The organism is Streptomyces humidus (assembly GCF_014649655.1).
Classification (GTDB): domain Bacteria; phylum Actinomycetota; class Actinomycetes; order Streptomycetales; family Streptomycetaceae; genus Streptomyces; species Streptomyces humidus.
In genome coordinates this window covers 129,714-146,467 of record NZ_BMTL01000001.1, presented here as the reverse complement: position 1 = coordinate 146,467, position 16,754 = coordinate 129,714, and the positions used below count along the sequence as shown (strand labels likewise).

General features: G+C 71.3%; 15 protein-coding genes. 4 read left to right on the top strand and 11 right to left on the bottom strand.

Annotation, left to right across the window (positions count from 1 at the left end; all coding sequences use genetic code 11):
* Positions 1–25 precede the first annotated feature (25 nt).
* Both IE239_RS00625 and IE239_RS00620 read right to left on the bottom strand, forming a co-directional pair.
* A complete protein-coding gene (locus tag IE239_RS00625; protein ID WP_190147206.1) occupies positions 26–286 on the bottom strand; it encodes a hypothetical protein in 261 nt (86 codons plus the stop codon).
* Positions 283–522: a hypothetical protein gene (locus IE239_RS00620; RefSeq protein ID WP_190147205.1), complete on the bottom strand. Its 240-nt coding sequence runs from the start codon at positions 520–522 to the stop codon at positions 283–285. The genes IE239_RS00625 and IE239_RS00620 overlap by 4 nt, the downstream gene beginning before the upstream one ends.
* Positions 523–689: 167 nt before the next feature.
* Here IE239_RS00620 and IE239_RS00615 point away from each other — a divergent pair, with 167 nt between their 5' ends.
* Positions 690–962, top strand: a complete 273-nt coding sequence (locus IE239_RS00615) for a GntR family transcriptional regulator (protein ID WP_190147204.1) — start codon at positions 690–692, stop codon at positions 960–962.
* Between the two features lie 91 nt (positions 963–1,053).
* Here the strand turns inward: IE239_RS00615 and IE239_RS00610 are convergent, their stop codons facing one another.
* From IE239_RS00610 to IE239_RS00580, 7 genes are all read right to left on the bottom strand, one after another.
* On the bottom strand, positions 1,054–2,265 hold the full coding sequence (locus tag IE239_RS00610; protein WP_190147203.1) for a lipase family protein: 1,212 nt from the start codon (positions 2,263–2,265) through the stop codon (positions 1,054–1,056).
* Positions 2,266–2,464: 199 nt separating this feature from the next.
* Positions 2,465–2,689, bottom strand: coding sequence for a DUF6177 family protein (locus IE239_RS00605; protein ID WP_190147453.1), 225 nt, complete (start codon positions 2,687–2,689; stop codon positions 2,465–2,467).
* 16 nt (positions 2,690–2,705) lie between these two features.
* Positions 2,706–3,095, bottom strand: a complete 390-nt coding sequence (gene rbsD / locus IE239_RS00600; protein ID WP_190147202.1) for a D-ribose pyranase — start codon at positions 3,093–3,095, stop codon at positions 2,706–2,708.
* Entirely contained in the window at positions 3,092–4,060 is a 969-nt protein-coding gene (locus tag IE239_RS00595) for a ribokinase (RefSeq protein ID WP_190147201.1), read from the bottom strand. The genes rbsD and IE239_RS00595 overlap by 4 nt, the downstream gene beginning before the upstream one ends.
* A 128-nt stretch (positions 4,061–4,188) precedes the next feature.
* Positions 4,189–6,138 carry an ABC transporter permease/substrate-binding protein gene (locus IE239_RS00590; RefSeq protein WP_190147200.1) on the bottom strand — a complete coding sequence of 650 codons (1,950 nt, stop codon included), beginning with the start codon at positions 6,136–6,138 and terminating at the stop codon, positions 4,189–4,191.
* A complete protein-coding gene (locus IE239_RS00585) occupies positions 6,128–7,672 on the bottom strand; it encodes a sugar ABC transporter ATP-binding protein (protein ID WP_190147199.1) in 1,545 nt (514 codons plus the stop codon). Before IE239_RS00585 ends, IE239_RS00590 begins: the two co-directional genes overlap by 11 nt.
* Positions 7,669–8,685, bottom strand: a complete 1,017-nt coding sequence (locus tag IE239_RS00580; protein WP_190147198.1) for a LacI family DNA-binding transcriptional regulator — start codon at positions 8,683–8,685, stop codon at positions 7,669–7,671. The genes IE239_RS00585 and IE239_RS00580 overlap by 4 nt, the downstream gene beginning before the upstream one ends.
* A 221-nt stretch (positions 8,686–8,906) precedes the next feature.
* Here IE239_RS00580 and IE239_RS00575 point away from each other — a divergent pair, with 221 nt between their 5' ends.
* From IE239_RS00575 to IE239_RS00565, 3 genes are all read left to right on the top strand, one after another.
* Positions 8,907–9,230 (top strand): hypothetical protein, encoded by a 324-nt coding sequence (locus IE239_RS00575; protein WP_190147197.1) that lies wholly within the window; start codon positions 8,907–8,909, stop codon positions 9,228–9,230.
* Positions 9,231–9,352: 122 nt separating this feature from the next.
* The gene (gene recD2, locus IE239_RS00570) at positions 9,353–11,614 is read left to right on the top strand and encodes an SF1B family DNA helicase RecD2 (RefSeq protein ID WP_190147196.1); all 2,262 of its coding nucleotides are present in this window, start codon (positions 9,353–9,355) and stop codon (positions 11,612–11,614) included.
* A 241-nt stretch (positions 11,615–11,855) separates the two neighbouring features.
* Positions 11,856–13,154 carry a citrate synthase gene (locus tag IE239_RS00565; protein ID WP_190147195.1) on the top strand — a complete coding sequence of 433 codons (1,299 nt, stop codon included), beginning with the start codon at positions 11,856–11,858 and terminating at the stop codon, positions 13,152–13,154.
* Between the two features lie 794 nt (positions 13,155–13,948).
* Here the strand turns inward: IE239_RS00565 and IE239_RS00560 are convergent.
* The gene (locus IE239_RS00560) at positions 13,949–16,231 is read right to left on the bottom strand and encodes a heavy metal translocating P-type ATPase (RefSeq protein WP_190147194.1); all 2,283 of its coding nucleotides are present in this window, start codon (positions 16,229–16,231) and stop codon (positions 13,949–13,951) included.
* 134 nt (positions 16,232–16,365) lie between these two features.
* Positions 16,366–16,605, bottom strand: coding sequence for a heavy-metal-associated domain-containing protein (locus tag IE239_RS00555; RefSeq protein ID WP_190147193.1), 240 nt, complete (start codon positions 16,603–16,605; stop codon positions 16,366–16,368).
* Positions 16,606–16,754: the final 149 nt, after the last annotated feature.

Here is a 16,754-nt window from a genome sequence, read left to right as displayed (position 1 = left end):
GCTCCCGCAGCCGGCCTCTTTCGCGTCAGGGCTCCCTGTCCGCCGCCATGATGCCCACGCATTCCTCGAGTGCTCCGTGCAGCGACGGCACGAACGCGGCGAGTTCGGCGTCGGACGGTCTCCCGGCCTCCAGCACGGCCCCGACGACCGTCACCAGGACGGCGGCCGCCTTGAGGGCCTGCGCGTCGGCGAGTTCCTCCAGGACCCCGCCGGGGCGCGCGAGCACGAACGCCTCCTTGCCGGTGGCGGGGTCGACGCCGACGCTGCGGAAGCGCCTGGCGCTCATGCGACGGCCCCCGCCGGGGCGTGGAGCTGGTGGCCCAGGGCTACGAGGTACGGGCGCACCAGAGGCAGCCCGTCGACGAAGACCGCGTCCGCGGGGAGGGGCCGTTTCCCGGCCGCGCGGGCGGGCCACTGTGGGGGAACGTCCGGGAACGGCGAAGGCCCGGGTGCGCGGTGCGCTCCGCGCGGCGGCAGAAGGAGGCTCAGGATCGCGGCCAGCAGGCCCAGTAGGCTGCGCACAGGTCGACTCCTCGATAGTCGGCTCAGCCCCGGCATGGAAGCTCTCACACTTCCGGCCGGGGCGTCTTTGTCGCTCGGGAGCTTAACGCGATAGCGGTAGTAGTAGGTAGTGGTTGGTAGTAGTACTAAGTAATGCGCAGTGGAGAGTGGCGGCATACGGTCGACGCGTGGACCAGATCAGCCCCGATTCGCCGCAGTACGTCTATGAACAGCTCGCCGCGATCATCGAGCGGAAGATTCGTTCCGGTGAGTACCCGCCGGGCACGCGGCTGCCGGGCGAACTGACCATGACCCACGAGCACAAGGTCGGTCCCGGTACCGTCCGCCGCGCCCTGGACATCCTTCGGGACAGGGGGCTCGTGGTGACCGTCCGCGCCCGGGGATCGTTCGTCTCCGACCCCCTGCCGCCCGCCCCCGAAGCGCCCGCACCGCCCGCCTGACGCGGCTGGATCAGGGAGCGGTGACGGGGCCGTCCTCCGCCAGCTGCGAGTGGAGGACGGCCCCGACGGTGCTCGGGCGGGACGCGAAGGATCAGTGGGGCAGGCTGTCCAGCAGCCAGGTGCACAGCTCCTCGGTGATCCCGGTGTGCGGCGTGGTCGTCGACGAAAGGATGAAGTCGTCCAACTCGCTCTCCTCCGGGGACAGATCGTCGACCTTCGCATACAGGTCCGCCTGCGTCTCGAAATCACGGATGGCGACCGCGCTCACCGACGGCACGAAGCAGACTTCCTCGTGCCGCAGGTCCACCGTGCCGCCGAGCTTCCGCATGGTGTCGGCGAGGATCTTGTACGTGTGCAGGGTGCCGCCGGGCGCGCCGTCAAGCTCGGGGAAGCCGTCGGTGGTGATGGTCTTCTCGGCCGCGGGGAACCGCCGGTTCAGGTAGGCGACCGTCACGTCGTCGCCCTGGGCCTGGGTGTAGAAGGTGGTGCCCGGGTAGATCCCGTCGATCCGCAGCGCCATCTCACCGGGCGTGACGTCCGGCAGGCCGACCCCGTCGCCGCGGCCGTTGGCGATGCCGAGCAGACGCGGGATCCGCGGCCAGCCGCCCATCCGGTCGAGCGCGGCCAGGAACTCGGTGCGCTCCTCGGCGACCCCGATCTTCCCGGTGTCCTTGTCGTAGTGCCGCCAGAGCATCTGGCGGGCCGCCGGGCTGTCCATCTGCTTCGCGAAGTCGTTCGCGAACGGGATGAAGTACGAGAACGCCTGTACGCCGACGGGGATGGAGGCGCCGCGGTGCGGGCTGTCGTACGAGAAGTACAGCGCGGTCTGGTGGTGCATCCGCTGCGTCTCCAGCTTGGCCAGCGCGTAACGGGTGACGATGCCGCCCATGCTGAACCCGCCGACCACCAGGGGGGCGTCGCCCTGCTTCTCGGCGTTGGCCCGCATGACGGCGGCCGCGGCGGCTTCCGCGTTGTCCAGGATCGACGCGGAGCGCTCCTCGAACCCGAGCAGGATCACGTCCCGTCCGCGTCGGCGCAGTTCGCTGACGAAGGGATAGCCGCCCTCCAGCCCCTGGTACAGCTTGTCGAGCTCGCTGCGGCCGAGGTTGAACCCGTCGGCCATGATCACGGGGCGGACGAGACTGCCGGGGACGGTGTTGCCCTCGCCCCGGAAGATCCAGGCGAAGCCGTTCGGCAGGGTCCAGTCCTCGTGGTCCGGCACCTCGACCGGGGTGGGGGGTTCGACAGTGATCGCGGCACCGATGGTGAACGTACCGACGTTGGGCTCGGTCGTCTCCGACATGGTCGTACTCCTCATGGGAGGGGTGGGGGAACGAGCACATCATGGAGGGCGATTTGCCCGTGTCACCCGTTTGACCTGCGCGGTTCATTACAAGTGATGCATTGGGCCCGTGAGGTGTTTGCCGCGGCCGGCATGTCTCGACGGCCTGTTTCGTTCGCTTTGCACTTCGTCCTCCCGTGCGCGTCGGAGGGCCCGGCCGTCAGGCCCCCGGCTCCGTTCCCGGCAGCCGAACGCGGGCGCGAACGGTTCCGTCCTGCCAGCGCAGCACCGCCCCGGACAGCCCGTCGTAGTAACCCTGCGCCGGGTCCTGGACGACCCAGCGGTTGGGCGGCTGAAGGAGCGTGGCGCGGGCCGGGGCGCTGACCCGCACCTGCGGCGGGGTGACGATCTGCAGGGCGCGGCCCGACGTGCGCCGCCCACGCACCCTCGCCCGGCGTGCCTCAGAAAAACACCCCGCACCTCAGCAGCACGTTCGCGTACGGCCGTGCCTCGCCCGTGCGGACCACCAGCCGCGCCCCCGCCGACAGTTCCTTCAGGTGCTCGTGCGAGACGTACGTCAGGGACCGGAAGCGGCCCGCGAGGAGTCCGGCGGCCGCGGGGTTGGCGTCCCTGACCTCCTCCGCCGCCGTCGCGCCCTCCACCACCAGTTCGGCGAGCAGCCCGTCGACGACCTCCTCGAACGACGGCACCCCCGCCCGGAAGGCGAGGTCGACCACGCGCGGTCCGTCCGGTATCGGCATGCCCGCGTCGCACACCAGCACCCCGTCGCCGTGTCCCAACTCGGCCAGCGCCCCCGCGAGATGGCGGTTGAGTATCCCGGACTTCTTCACAGCGCCTCACCTCGCCGGGACGTCCCGGACGCGTCGTCCGCCCGCCGGCCGGCACCGCCCAGCGCGTCGACCTCCTCGGCGGTCGGGAACGACTCCTGCGCACCCCGGCGGGTCACGGACACCGCTCCCACCCGCGCCGCGTACGCCGCCGCCTCCGCGAGCGACGCGCCCGTGCCCAGCCGCCACGCCAGCGCCGCCGTGAAGGAGTCGCCCGCGCCCGTCGTGTCCACGGCGTCCACCTTCACGGAGTCGACGTGCTGCACGCCGCCGTCCGCCGACGCCACCAGCGCGCCTTCCGCGCCCAGCGTGACGACCACCGACCGCGGCCCCTTCGCGAGCAGCAGCCGCGCCCAGTCCTCGGGCCCGGAGGCCGCGCCGCCCGCCTCGCCGAGGAGCACCTTGGCCTCGTGCTCGTTGACGATCAGCGGGTCGCAGGCCGCGAGCAGCACGGCGGGCAGCGGGCGCGGCGGGGAGGGGTTCAGCACGAACCGGCTGTCCGGCCCCAGACCCGCCGCCACCGCCACGACCGTCTCCAGCGGGATCTCCAGCTGCGCCGACACCACCCGCGAGGCGTGCAGGAGGCCGCTCGCGGCCCGGACGTCCGCCGGGGTCAGCCGACCGTTCGCACCCGGCGACACCACGATGCTGTTGTCCCCCGAGGGGTCCACGGTGATCAGCGCGACGCCCGTCGGCGCCCCGCCCGTCAGCACGCCCGCCGTGTCGACCCCGGCCGCCCGCTGCGAGTCGAGCAGCAGCCGCCCGTGGGCGTCGTCGCCGACCCGGGCCAGCAGGGCGGTACGGGCCCCGAGGCGCGCGGCCGCGACGGCCTGGTTCGCGCCCTTGCCGCCGGGGTGCACGGCCAGGTCGGAACCGAGCACCGTCTCCCCGGCGGCGGGCCTGCGCTCGACGCCGATCACCAGGTCGGCGTTGGCCGACCCCACGACCAACAGGTCGTAGTCGTACATGGAAGAACTCCCCTGATACGTGACGTGGGACGGGCGGTCCCGCCAGAGGGACCGCCCGCCTTTCCGCGCCAATGCGTTGTGCGATATGCGCTGTGCGTGGCGCGCTCTGCGCTGCGCAGCGTACGAGGTCAGCCGTTGAACCCGGCCACGTTCGCCTCGGTGACCACCTTCACCGGCACCTTCACCGTCTCCTCGACCTTCTCGCCGCGCAGCGCCTTCAGCGCGTTGTCCACGGCGATCTTCCCCAACTGGGACGGCTGCTGCGCCACGGACGCGTACAGCGTGCCCTGTTCGACGGCCTTGAGACCGTCGGGGGTTCCGTCGAAGCCGACCACCTGGACGGACTTGCCGGCCTTGGCGCCCAGCGCCTTGATCGCGCCGAGCGCCATCTCGTCGTTGGCGGCGATGACGCCCTGGACGTCCGGGTGCGCCTGCAGCAGGTTCGACATCACGTCGAGCCCCTTGGTGCGGTCGAAGTCGGCCGGCTGCTGGGCCACGACCTTGATGCCGGGGTAGGCCTTCAGCCCCATGGCGAAACCTTCCGCTCGCTCCCGGGCCGCCGAGGTGCCCGCCTGGCCCTGGAGGATCACGATCCTGCCGGCGCCGCCCAGCTTCTCGGCGACCGTCTTTGCCGCCAGTTCACCGCCCGCCACGTTGTCGGAGGCGACCAGCGCGTCCACCGTGGCCTTGTTGACGCCCCGGTCGACGGCGATGACCGGGATCTTCGCCTTGTCGGCGGCCTTCACCGAGTTGCCGGCCGCGTCCGAGTCCACCGGGTTGACGATGATCGAGTCGTAGCCGGAACTGGTGAAGTTCTGCAGCTGGTTGGCCTGCTGCGAGGCGTCGTTCTGCGCGTCGGTGACCGTCAGGTCCACGCCCAGCTTCTTCGCCTCGGCCTTCGCGCCGGACTGGATCTGCACGAAGAACGGGTTGTTCAGCGTGGACAGCGCCAGGCCGATCCTCGGGTTCGCGCTCGGGGAGTTCCCGCCGTGCAGGAAGGACGTCGCGCCGACGACGGCGACGGTGACGACGGCCGCGAGGCCGTACGTCGCGGCCTGCCGGCCCTTGCCGCCGCCCGCCCCGGCCGTCACCGGGGTCGCGCCCGCCTTGCGGCGCAGGGTGTCGAGCAGCACCGCCAGCGCAATGACGACGCCGATGACGACCTGCTGCCAGAACGCGGAGACGGACAGCAGGTTCAGCCCGTTGCGCAGCACCGCCAGGATCAGGGCGCCGACCAGGGTGCCCGAGGCCTTGCCGGTGCCGCCCGCGAGGGAGGCCCCGCCGATGACGACCGCGGCGATGGCGTCCAGCTCGTAGCCGTCGGCGGCCTGCGGCTGCGCGGACGACAGCCGGGAGGCGAGCACGATGCCTGCGGCGGCCGCGAACACGCCGGACAGGGCGTAGATGGCGAGCTTCTGCCGCTTCACCCGCAGCCCCGACAGCCGGGCGGCCTCCTCGTTGCCGCCGATGGCGTACATCGAACGCCCGATGTAGGTGCGGCCGAGCACGAACGCGGCGATCAGCCCCATCACGATCATCACGAGGACCGGCACCGGCAGCCAGCCGCCGAGCGTGTCGCCCAGGTGCGAGACGGAGTCGGGGAAGGCGATCGGCGAGCCCTCGGAGATCACCAGCGACAGACCGCGTCCGACCGACAGCATCGCGAGCGTCGCGATGAACGGCGGCAGCTTGCCGTAGGCGATGAGGAAACCGTTCACCAGACCGGCCCCGATGCCGGTGGCGACCGCCAGGACGAGCGCGAGGACCACCGGGACGCCGTGCTGTGTGGCGCTCCAGGCCAGCACGGTCGCCGACAGCGCGGCCACCGAGCCGACCGACAGGTCGATGCCCGCCGAGACGATCACGAACGTCACGCCGAAGGCGAGGATGGCGGTCACGGCCGCCTGGACGCCCACGTTGAGCAGGTTGTCCGTGGTCAGGAAGTCGCCCGACAGCGCCGACATGGCGATGACGAGGACGATCAGCGCGGTGAGCGCGCCGTTGTCGAGGAGCAGGCGGCGGAGTGCCGCGGCGCCGCCACCGGCGCCCGTCGTGCTCGGATGCGTGTCAGCGGCCACGGCCGGCCTCCACTTCCGTGGTCGTAGGGGTGGTTCGGGGGGTGGCGGGCGCGCTGACGGCGAGTGCCATCACCGCGTCCTGGGTGGCCTGCTCCGCAGGCAGTTCGCCGGCGATCCGGCCCTGGGCCATCACCAGCACCCGGTCGCTCATGCCGAGCACCTCGGGCAGATCGCTGGAGATCATCAGGACCGCGGCGCCGGCCGCCGTCAGCTCGTTGACGAGCTGGTAGATCTCGACCTTGGCGCCCACGTCGATCCCACGCGTGGGTTCGTCGAGGATCAGCACCTTGGTGTCGGCCAGCAGCCACTTGCCGATGACGACCTTCTGCTGGTTGCCGCCGGACAGGGTGCGCACCTGCTGGCCGAGCCCGGCCATCCGCACCCCGAGCTGCCCGGCCATCCGCGCGGCCGCCGCACGCTGGCCCTTGAGGTCGACGAGGCCGCCCCGGGTCGCGGCCCGCATGGTCACGAGCCCGAGGTTCTCCTCGACCGACTGGTCCAGCACGAGCCCCTGGCCCTTGCGGTCCTCGGGCACCAGCCCGATCCCGGCCGCCATCGCCGCGTTGACGTCGTGCCGGGGGAGCGGCGCGCCCGAAACCCGCACGGTCCCCCGGTCGTAGGGGTCGGCCCCGAAGACGGCCCGTACGACCTCGGTACGACCGGCGCCGACGAGCCCGGCGATGCCGACGACCTCACCGGCGCGCACCTCGAAGGAGACCTCGTGGAAGACGCCGTCGCGGGTCAGCCCCTCGACGGACAGCAGGGCGGCGCCGGCTTCGGCGCGCTCCCTGGGGTACTGCTGCTCGATGGAGCGCCCGACCATGAGCCGCACGAGTTCGTCCTGGGGAGTGGACGCCGGGACCTGCCCGACGCTTCTGCCGTCGCGGATGACCGTGACGCGGTCGCCGAGGGCGGCGATCTCCTCCAGGTGGTGCGTGATGAACACGATGCCGACGCCGTCCTCGCGCAGCCTGCGCACGATCGCGAAGAGCTTGTCGACCTCCTCGGAGGTCAGCACGGCGGTCGGCTCGTCCATGATCAGCACGCGCGCGTCCAGGCTGAGCGCCTTGGCGATCTCGACCATCTGCAGCCGGGCGATGCCGAGTTCACGCACCCGCGCGCGGGGCGAGACGTTCACGCCCACCCGCTCCAGCAGGACGGCGGCGTCGGCCTCCATCCGCTTGCGGTCGATCACGCCGAACCGCCGGGGCTGCCGTCCCAGGAAGATGTTCTCGGCGACCGTCAGATCGGGGACGAGGTTGAACTCCTGGTAGATGGTGGCGATCCCGAGGCGCTCGGAGTCCTGTGCGCCGTGGATGCGCACCTCCTCGCCGCCGGCCAGGATCCGCCCGGCGTCGGGCCGGTAGGCGCCGGAGAGCATCTTGATGAGGGTGCTCTTGCCCGCGCCGTTCTCACCGAGCAGCACATGCACCTCGCCCCGCCGCAGGTCGAAGTCGACGCTGTCGAGCGCGACCACGCCGGGGAAGGTCTTGCGTATGCCTTCGATGCGCAGCAACTCGTCCGCGTTGCTCACGTCTGGCTCCTGTTCGTTACGGGGGACTCGCCGCACGAGCGGCGTACGACGAGGCGGGCGGCGAAGGTGACCGACTGCGGCGGCCGTCCCTCGATGCGGTCGACGAGCGCGCGCACGGCGGCCCGCCCCAGCTCGCCCGTCGGCTGGGCGATCGCCGTGACCGGCGGATCGGTGTGCACGAACCACGGGATGTCGTCGAACGCGGCGAGCGCCAGGTCGTGCGGAACGCGCAGCCCACGCGCGCGGACGGCGTCCAGCGCGCCGAGCGCCATCAGGTTGTCGGCGGCGAACACGACCTCGGGCGGCTCGGGCAGGTCGAGGAAGCCCTCGGTGACCCGCCGTCCGCTCTCGGCCTGGAAGTCGCCCTGGCCCGTGTAGGCGTCGGGGAGGGGGAGGCCGTACTCGGCCAGTGCGGCGCGGAAGGCCTCGACACGCTCGCTGCCGGTGGTGGTGGCGGCGGGCCCCGCGATGATGGCGAACCGGCGGTGGCCGAGGCCGTGCAGATGCGCGACGAGGTCGCGCACCGCGGCCTGTCCGTCCGCCCGGATCACGGGCACGTCCAGGCCCGGGATCCACCGGTCGACGAACACCATCGGCGTGCCCCCGCGCGCGGCCTCCAGCATCCGCGGCGAGCCGCCGTCGGTGGGGGAGACCAGCAGACCGTCGATCCGGCGGTCCAGGAGGGTCGTGACGTGATGGTCCTGAAGGTCGGGCCGTTCGTCGGCGTTGCCGATGATCACGCTGTAGCCGAGGGCGCGGGCCTCCTCCTCGACGGAGCGGGCCAGCTCGGTGAAGTAGGGGTTCATCACGTCGCTGATGACCAGCCCGAGGGTGCGGGTCTGGTCGGTGCGCAGCGACCGGGCGACGGCGTTCGGGCGGTAGCCCAGCGCCTCGACGGCGGCCAGCACGCGCTTGCGTGCGTCGTCGCTGACCGACGGATGGTCGTTCAGGACGCGTGACACCGTGGCGACGGAGACGCCCGCCTCGGCAGCGACGTCCTTGATGCTCGCCATCGCCGCTCCACCTCCTCGTGGACTCGGTTCGTGCACGTCGTGAGGGCTTGGAATCGATTACATCGACGTGTACGAAGGATTGGAATCGATTACACGGGGGTTAATCAAGGCTCCGGCGTGGCTGAAACCGGATCGTGATGAACGGGGCGGCACGGGCCCCTAGGCTGTTTTGGACCGTCACGGGTGGCATGCCCGTGCCAAGCGAACAGGGGAGAACAGACATGCGCGCAAGCCGGATACTCGGTGCCTCCGTGGGGGCGGCCGCCCTGGTCGGCGCCTCGTTCGTGGCCGCCGCCCCGGCGGCCGCGGCGAGCTGCACGGCCAAGGCCCTCGAGACCGTGGTCATCCGCTCCACGACCAGCACCGGCGGCACGGCCCTCGCCCAGCTCAACAAGGGCGAGAGCGCCTCGGCCTCCTGCACGATGTACTACGGCGCCGACTCGTACGAGAAGTGCGGCATCGTCAGCAAGCGCTGGGTGAAGGTCACGAGGAGCGGCGTCACCGGCTATGTGGTCGGCACCTGCGTGACGATCACGCAGGACTGAGCCGACGGCGGCCGGGCGGCGGGCGGCCCGGGCGGGCGTGAGGTGCGGTTGTCGTGAGGTCCGGCGGGCGCGGGGTCCGGCGGGCGGACGGCCCTGTCGGTGGTGGGCGGTACGGTCGGACCATGTCCCAACAGACCGGGGCCGCCCAGGGGGCGGGAGAGCGGCGGCTCGCCACGCTGGAAGGCGTGCTGGAACGCATCACGTACGCCAACGAGGACAACGGCTACACGGTCGCCCGGGTCGACACGGGCAGGGGCGGCGGCGACCTCCTCACGGTCGTCGGCGCGCTGCTCGGCGCCCAGGTCGGCGAGTCCCTGCGCATGGAGGGCCGCTGGGGCTCCCACCCCCAGTACGGCAAGCAGTTCACCGTCGAGAACTACACGACCGTCCTGCCCGCCACCGTGCAGGGCATCCGCCGCTACCTGGGGTCCGGCCTGGTGAAGGGCATCGGGCCGGTCTTCGCCGACCGCATCACCCAGCACTTCGGCATGGACACCCTGAAGATCATCGAGGAGGAGCCGAAGCGCCTCGTCGAGGTCCCCGGCCTCGGCCCCAAGCGCACCAGGAAGATCGCCGACGCCTGGGAGGAGCAGAAGGCGATCAAGGAGGTCATGCTCTTCCTCCAGACCGTCGAGGTGTCCACGTCCATCGCGGTCCGGATCTACAAGAAGTACGGCGACGCGTCGATCTCCGTCGTCAGGAACCAGCCCTACCGGCTGGCCGCCGACGTCTGGGGCATCGGCTTCCTCACCGCGGACAAGATCGCCCAGTCCGTCGGCATCCCGCACGACAGCCCGGAGCGGGTCAAGGCGGGCCTGCAGTACGCGCTGTCCCAGGCGACGGACCAGGGCCACTGCTACCTCCCGGAGGAACGGCTGATCGCCGACGCGGTCAAGCTGCTCCAGGTCGACACCGGGCTGGTCATCGAGTGCCTCGCGGACCTCGCCGTGCCGCCGGAGGAGGGCGAGGACCCCGGGGTCGTCCGGGAGAAGGTCCCGGGTCCCGACGGCGCGGCGGAACCCGTCACGGCCGTCTGGCTGGTTCCCTTCCATCGTGCCGAACTCTCCTTGTCCGCCCAGCTGTTGCGCCTGCTGCGCACCGACGAGGACCGGATGCCGGCCTTCCGTGACGTGGCCTGGGACAAGGCGCTGGCCTGGCTGAGGACCCGCACGAAGGCCGACCTCGCGCCCGAGCAGGAGGCGGCCGTCCGGCTCGCGCTGACCGAGAAGGTCGCCGTGCTCACCGGCGGCCCGGGCTGCGGCAAGTCGTTCACGGTCCGCTCGATCGTCGAGCTGGCCCGCGCGCGCAGGGCGAAGGTCGTGCTCGCCGCGCCCACCGGCCGTGCCGCCAAGCGGCTGGCCGAGCTGACCGGGGCCGAGGCCTCCACCGTGCACCGCCTGCTGGAGCTCAAGCCCGGCGGCGACGCGGCCTACGACCGCGAACGCCCGCTGGACGCCGACCTGGTGGTGGTCGACGAGGCGTCGATGCTGGATCTGCTCCTGGCCAACAAGCTGGTCAAGGCGGTCCCGCCCGGGGCGCACCTGCTCTTCGTCGGGGACGTCGACCAACTGCCCAGCGTGGGCGCGGGAGAGGTGCTGCGCGACCTGCTCGCCGACGGCGGTCCGGTGCCGGCCGTGCGCCTCACGCGCGTGTTCCGCCAGGCCCAGCAGTCCGGCGTGGTGACCAACGCGCACCGGATCAACGCCGGACAACACCCGCTCACCGACGGCATGAAGGACTTCTTCCTCTTCGTCGAGGACGACACGGAGGAGGCCGGCCGCCTCACGGTGGACGTCGCCGCCCGGCGGATCCCGGCGAAGTTCGGGCTGGACCCGCGCCGGGACGTGCAGGTCCTGGCGCCCATGCACCGCGGCCCGGCCGGTGCGGGCGCCCTCAACGGGCTGCTCCAGCAGGCCATCACGCCCGGCCGCCCCGACCTCGCCGAGAGGCGGTTCGGCGGCCGGGTCTTCCGCGTCGGCGACAAGGTCACCCAGATCCGCAACAACTACGACAAGGGTGAGAACGGCGTCTTCAACGGCACCGTGGGCGTCGTCACCTCCCTCGACCCGGTCGACCAGCGCCTGACGGTGCTGACCGACGAGGACGAGGAGGTTCCCTACGAGTTCGACGAACTGGACGAGTTGGCCCACGCGTACGCGGTGACCATCCACCGTTCACAGGGAAGTGAATATCCCGCCGTGGTGATCCCCGTCACCACCGGTGCATGGATGATGCTGCAACGGAATCTTCTGTATACGGCCGTCACCCGCGCGAAAAAGCTCGTCGTGCTCGTCGGCTCCCGCAAGGCCATCGGCCAGGCGGTGCGCACGGTGTCGGCGGGCCGCCGCTGCACGGCCCTGGACTTCCGGCTCGCGGGCCGCTGAGCGCGGGCGGTTCCGGCACTTCCGGAGAACGTGTAAAAAATGATCGATCAAATGAGTCACGAAGGTCACAGAGCTCTTCCGCAACCGTGACCGAGGCGGCAGGATGAGCTGGTTGGCGGCACTGAGTGCCGCCGATAAGCCCAATGGTCGACCCCGAGTGCACTCTCCTGCGCCAAATGGGGGATGGTAGAGACAGTCAGGGCAACCTCGAAGAAGAGGCACAACGTCGGTGAGGGATGACGTGAGCGAGCACACCAACAATGCTGTAGTACTGCGGTACGGCGACGGCGAGTACACCTACCCGGTGATCGACAGCACCGTCGGCGACAAGGGCTTCGACATCGGGAAGCTCCGCGCCCAGACCGGTCTGGTGACCCTGGACAGCGGCTACGGCAACACCGCCGCCTATAAATCCGCCATCACGTACCTCGACGGCGAGCAGGGCATCCTCCGGTACCGCGGCTACCCGATCGAGCAGCTGGCCGAACGGTCGACCTTCCTCGAGGTCGCCTACCTCCTGATCAACGGCGAGCTGCCGACCGTCGACGAGCTCACCGTCTTCCAGAACGACATCACGCAGCACACCCTGCTGCACGAGGACGTCAAGAACTTCTACAAGGGCTTCCCGCGCGACGCCCACCCGATGGCCATGCTGTCCTCGGTGGTCTCCGCGCTGTCCACGTTCTACCAGGACAGCCACAACCCGTTCGACGAGAAGCAGCGCAACCTCTCCACGATCCGGCTGCTCGCCAAGCTTCCGACGATCGCGGCGTACGCGTACAAGAAGTCGATCGGCCACCCGTTCGTCTACCCGCGCAACGACCTCGGCTACGTCGAGAACTTCCTGCGCATGACGTTCTCGGTGCCGGCGCAGGAGTACGACCTCGACCCGGTCGTCGTCTCCGCGCTCGACAAGCTGCTGATCCTGCACGCCGACCACGAGCAGAACTGCTCGACGTCCACGGTCCGCCTGGTCGGCTCGTCCCAGGCGAACATGTTCGCGTCGATCTCGGCCGGCATCAACGCCCTGTGGGGCCCGCTGCACGGCGGCGCCAACCAGTCCGTCCTGGAGATGCTGGAGGGCATCCAGGCGGGCGGCGGCGACGTCGACTCCTTCATCCGCAAGGTGAAGAACAAGGAGGACGGCGTCCGCCTGATGGGCTTCGGCCACCGGGTGTACAAGTCCTTCGACCCCCGCGCCAAGATCATCAAGGCCGCGGCGCACGACGTCCTCTCGGCCCTCGGCAAGTCCGACGAGCTGCTGGACATCGCGCTGAAGCTGGAGGAGCACGCGCTCTCCGACGACTACTTCGTCTCGCGCAACCTCTACCCGAACGTCGACTTCTACACCGGCCTGATCTACCGGGCCATGGGCTTCCCGACCGAGATGTTCACGGTCCTGTTCGCCCTGGGCCGCCTGCCGGGCTGGATCGCCCAGTGGCACGAGATGATCAAGGAGCCGGGCTCCCGCATCGGCCGCCCGCGCCAGATCTACACCGGCGTCGTCGAGCGTGACTTCGTCCCCGTCGAGGCGCGCTGACGCATCCGGCGAGGGGCCGCGCCACCACCGGGCGCCCCTCGTGATGTCCTGACGTCCGACTGCCCGGGGCCTTGGTCCCGGGCAGTCGTGTGTCCGGGGGCCGTGTGTCCGGGGCAGTCGTGTGTCCGGGGCGGGGGCCTCGAGGTATGTGTGCAGGTCTTCGGGTGCGGGTGGGTGAAGGCGCACGTCTCTGAGGCCGGGGCGGCGGGCGCTCTCGGGGGGCTCCTGCGCGCGGGCATACGGAAGGCGCCCCGGCGCCAGTCCCCCCACGGGCCGACGACCAGGGCGCCTTCCCATGTCCCGGTGCGGATTCCCCCCACGGGATCCGGCCGGGCGTTGTGAGGACAGCGCCTGAATTCGCTGTTGTGTGACCATCTTCGGTTGTCGTGCCCGCGGTTGAGCCGAGCGAGCGGAGCTCGCCGCACCACCGCTGTGTGCGATCTGCCGGGACAGCGCACGCTGGGAGGGCCGCTCAAAGCTTCCCGGTGTACTGCCCCGGCAACGCATCTCTGAGGACGTCCCCCAAGACACCCTCAGATGTCAGGTCACGCCCCCCAAGACGCTTCCCGACATCGTCAACTTAGACCTTCGAACTCCTTCGATGGTTACGTTCGCATCACTGTGATCTGTGTCTCTTGCATATGTCCGTTAGATGCGCAAGAGACCGGATACAGCGATCGAGGCCCCAGCGTAAGGATGATGCGCGAGCCTTGTGAAGAGCTTATGTGAGGCTCGCGCCGGACTCCAGGGGTCTCGGGCAACGGCCTGGCCCTACTCGGCGGTATCTCCGCGGCTCACGTGAACGTGCGCAGCCGCAGACTGTTCGTCACGACGAACACCGACGAGAACGCCATCGCCGCCCCCGCGATCATCGGGTTCAGCAGTCCCGCCGCGGCCAGCGGCAGCGCGGCCACGTTGTAGCCGAAGGCCCACACCAGGTTGCCCTTGATCGTGGCGAGGGTCCGCCGCGACAGGCGGATCGCGTCCGCGGCCACCCGCAGGTCCCCGCGCACCAGCGTCAGGTCGCTCGCCTCGATGGCCGCGTCCGTGCCCGTGCCCATGGCCAGTCCCAGGTCGGCGGCGGCGAGCGCGGCCGCGTCGTTGACGCCGTCCCCGACCATGGCGACGACCCGCCCCTCGTCCTGCAGCCGCCGGACGACGTCGACCTTGTCCTCCGGCAGCACCCCGGCGATCACCCGGTCGATCCCCACGGCCCGCGCCACCGCCTCGGCGACCACCTGGTTGTCCCCGGTCAGCAGCACCGGCGTGAGGCCCAGCGCGCGCAGTTCACGGACCGCCTCGGCGCTGGTCTCCTTGACCGCGTCCGCGACGGCGAGCACCCCGCGTGCCACGCCGTCCCAGCCCACGACGACGGCCGTGCGGCCGTCCCGCTCGGCCTCCTCGGCGGCATGCGCCACCTGCGGCGGGATGGAGTCGAAGAGGCGCCCGACCGCCACCTCGCGGCCTTCCACCTGCCCGCGCACCCCCCGCCCGGGCACGTTCTCGAACCGCTCGGCCGCCGGCAGCTCGCCGACCCGCTCCGCGGCGCCCGCCGCGACCGCCCGCGCCACCGGATGCTCGGAGGCGTGCTCCAGGGCGCCCGCCAGCCGCAGCAGCTCCCGCTCGTCCACGCCGTCGACGGCCCACACGTCCTGCAGGGTCATCCGGCCGGTGGTGACGGTCCCGGTCTTGTCCAGGACGACCGTGTCGACGCGGCGCGTGGACTCCAGGACCTCCGGGCCCTTGATGAGGATGCCGAGCTGGGCGCCCCGCCCGGTGCCCACCATCAGCGCGGTGGGCGTGGCGAGGCCGAGCGCGCACGGGCAGGCGATGATCAGGACCGCGACGGCCGCCGTGAACGCGGCCACCGTGTCGCCCGTCGCGACGAGCCAGCCGCCGAAGACGGCGACCGCGATCAGCAGCACCACGGGCACGAAGATCCCGGAGATCCGGTCGGCCAGCCGCTGGACCTCGGCCTTGCCGTTCTGCGCCTCCTCGACCAGCCGTGCCATGCGGGCGAGCCGGGTGTCCGCGCCGACCCGGGCGGCCTCGACGACCAGCCGGCCGCCGGCGTTCACGCTCGCGCCCGTGACGGTGTCGCCGGGCCCGACGTCCACCGGCACGGACTCGCCGGTCAGCATCGAGGCGTCCACGGCGGACACGCCCTCCACGACCGTCCCGTCGGTGGCGACCTTCTCTCCGGGCCGTACGACGAACCGGTCGCCGACCGCCAGGGCGTCGACCGGTATCCGCACCTCCTTGCCCCCGCGCAGCACGGCCACGTCCTTCGCGCCCAGCTCCATCAGCGCCCGCAGGGCCGCCCCCGCGCGCCGCTTGGAGCGGGCCTCCAGGTAGCGGCCGAGCAGGATGAAGACGGTGACTCCGGCGGCGACCTCCAGATAGATCGTCGAGGCGCCGTCCGTGCGCGAGACGGTGAGCTCGAACGGGTGCCGCATGCCGGGCATGCCCGCGTCGCCGAGGAACAGCGCCCACAGCGACCAGCCGAGCGCGGCCAGCGTGCCGACGGAGACGAGGGTGTCCATGGTGGCCGCGCCGTGCCGCAGGTTCGTCCAGGCGGCCCGGTGCAGCGGCCCGCCGCCCCACACGACCACGGGCGCGGCGAGCGTCAGCGACAGCCACTGCCAGTTGTCGAACTGCAGGGCCGGGACCATCGCGAGCAGGACGACCGGCGCGGCGAGCAGCGCGGAGACGAGAACCCGGTGGCGCAGGCCCGCGAGCTCGGGATCCGCGGTCGCGCTCTCGCTGCTTTTCCCGCCGTCCACGCCGTGATCGTGGGTCCGGCTCTGCCGGACCGGCTCGGGCGCGGGCGCCTCGGCGGTGTATCCGGTCTTCACCACGGTCGCGATGAGATCGGCGACCTCGACGCCGGCCGGATAGCTGACCTTGGCCTTCTCCGTGGCGTAGTTGACCGTCGCGGTGACGCCGTCCATGCGGTTGAGCTTCTTCTCCACGCGGGCCGCGCAGGAAGCGCAGGTCATCCCGCCGACGATCAGTTCCACCTCGGCGGTCGGGGCCGGCGGCTGTGCGGTCGGCGGTGGGGTGGCGGTGCTGGTCATGTCCGTGCTCCAGGAAGCGGGCCGGGCCGTACGGAACCAGTATCAGCTGGTCGGCACGGCCCGGCGGGTGCAGGGTTTCCCCGGGTCGCGGGCAGGCGGCGACGCGGGGCGGGCGCCCGGCGGGCGCGGGGCGGTCAGGCCTGGCCGACCAGCTCGAAGCCGGCCTCGTCCACGGCGGCGCGCACCGCGGCCTCGTCGAGCGCGGCGGCGGAGACGACCGTGACCTCGCCGGTCGAGGCGACGGCCTGCACCGAGGTGACACCGGCGAGCTCCGAGAGTTCGCCGGAGACGGCGCCCTCGCAGTGGCCGCAGCTCATGCCGCTCACCTGGTAGACGGTGGTGACGGAGCCCGGGGTGTCGGTCTGAGTGGTCATGTCGTTCTCCTCGTGGAGGCAGGCGGGGCGTGCGGGGCCGCGAAGGTCTCCCGTTACCTCACAGTATACCCCTAGGGGGTATTTACCCAAGAAGGGTGTCCGGGCGTGGCGGCGACAGGCCCGGCACGGGCGGCTAGCGTTCGCGGTGA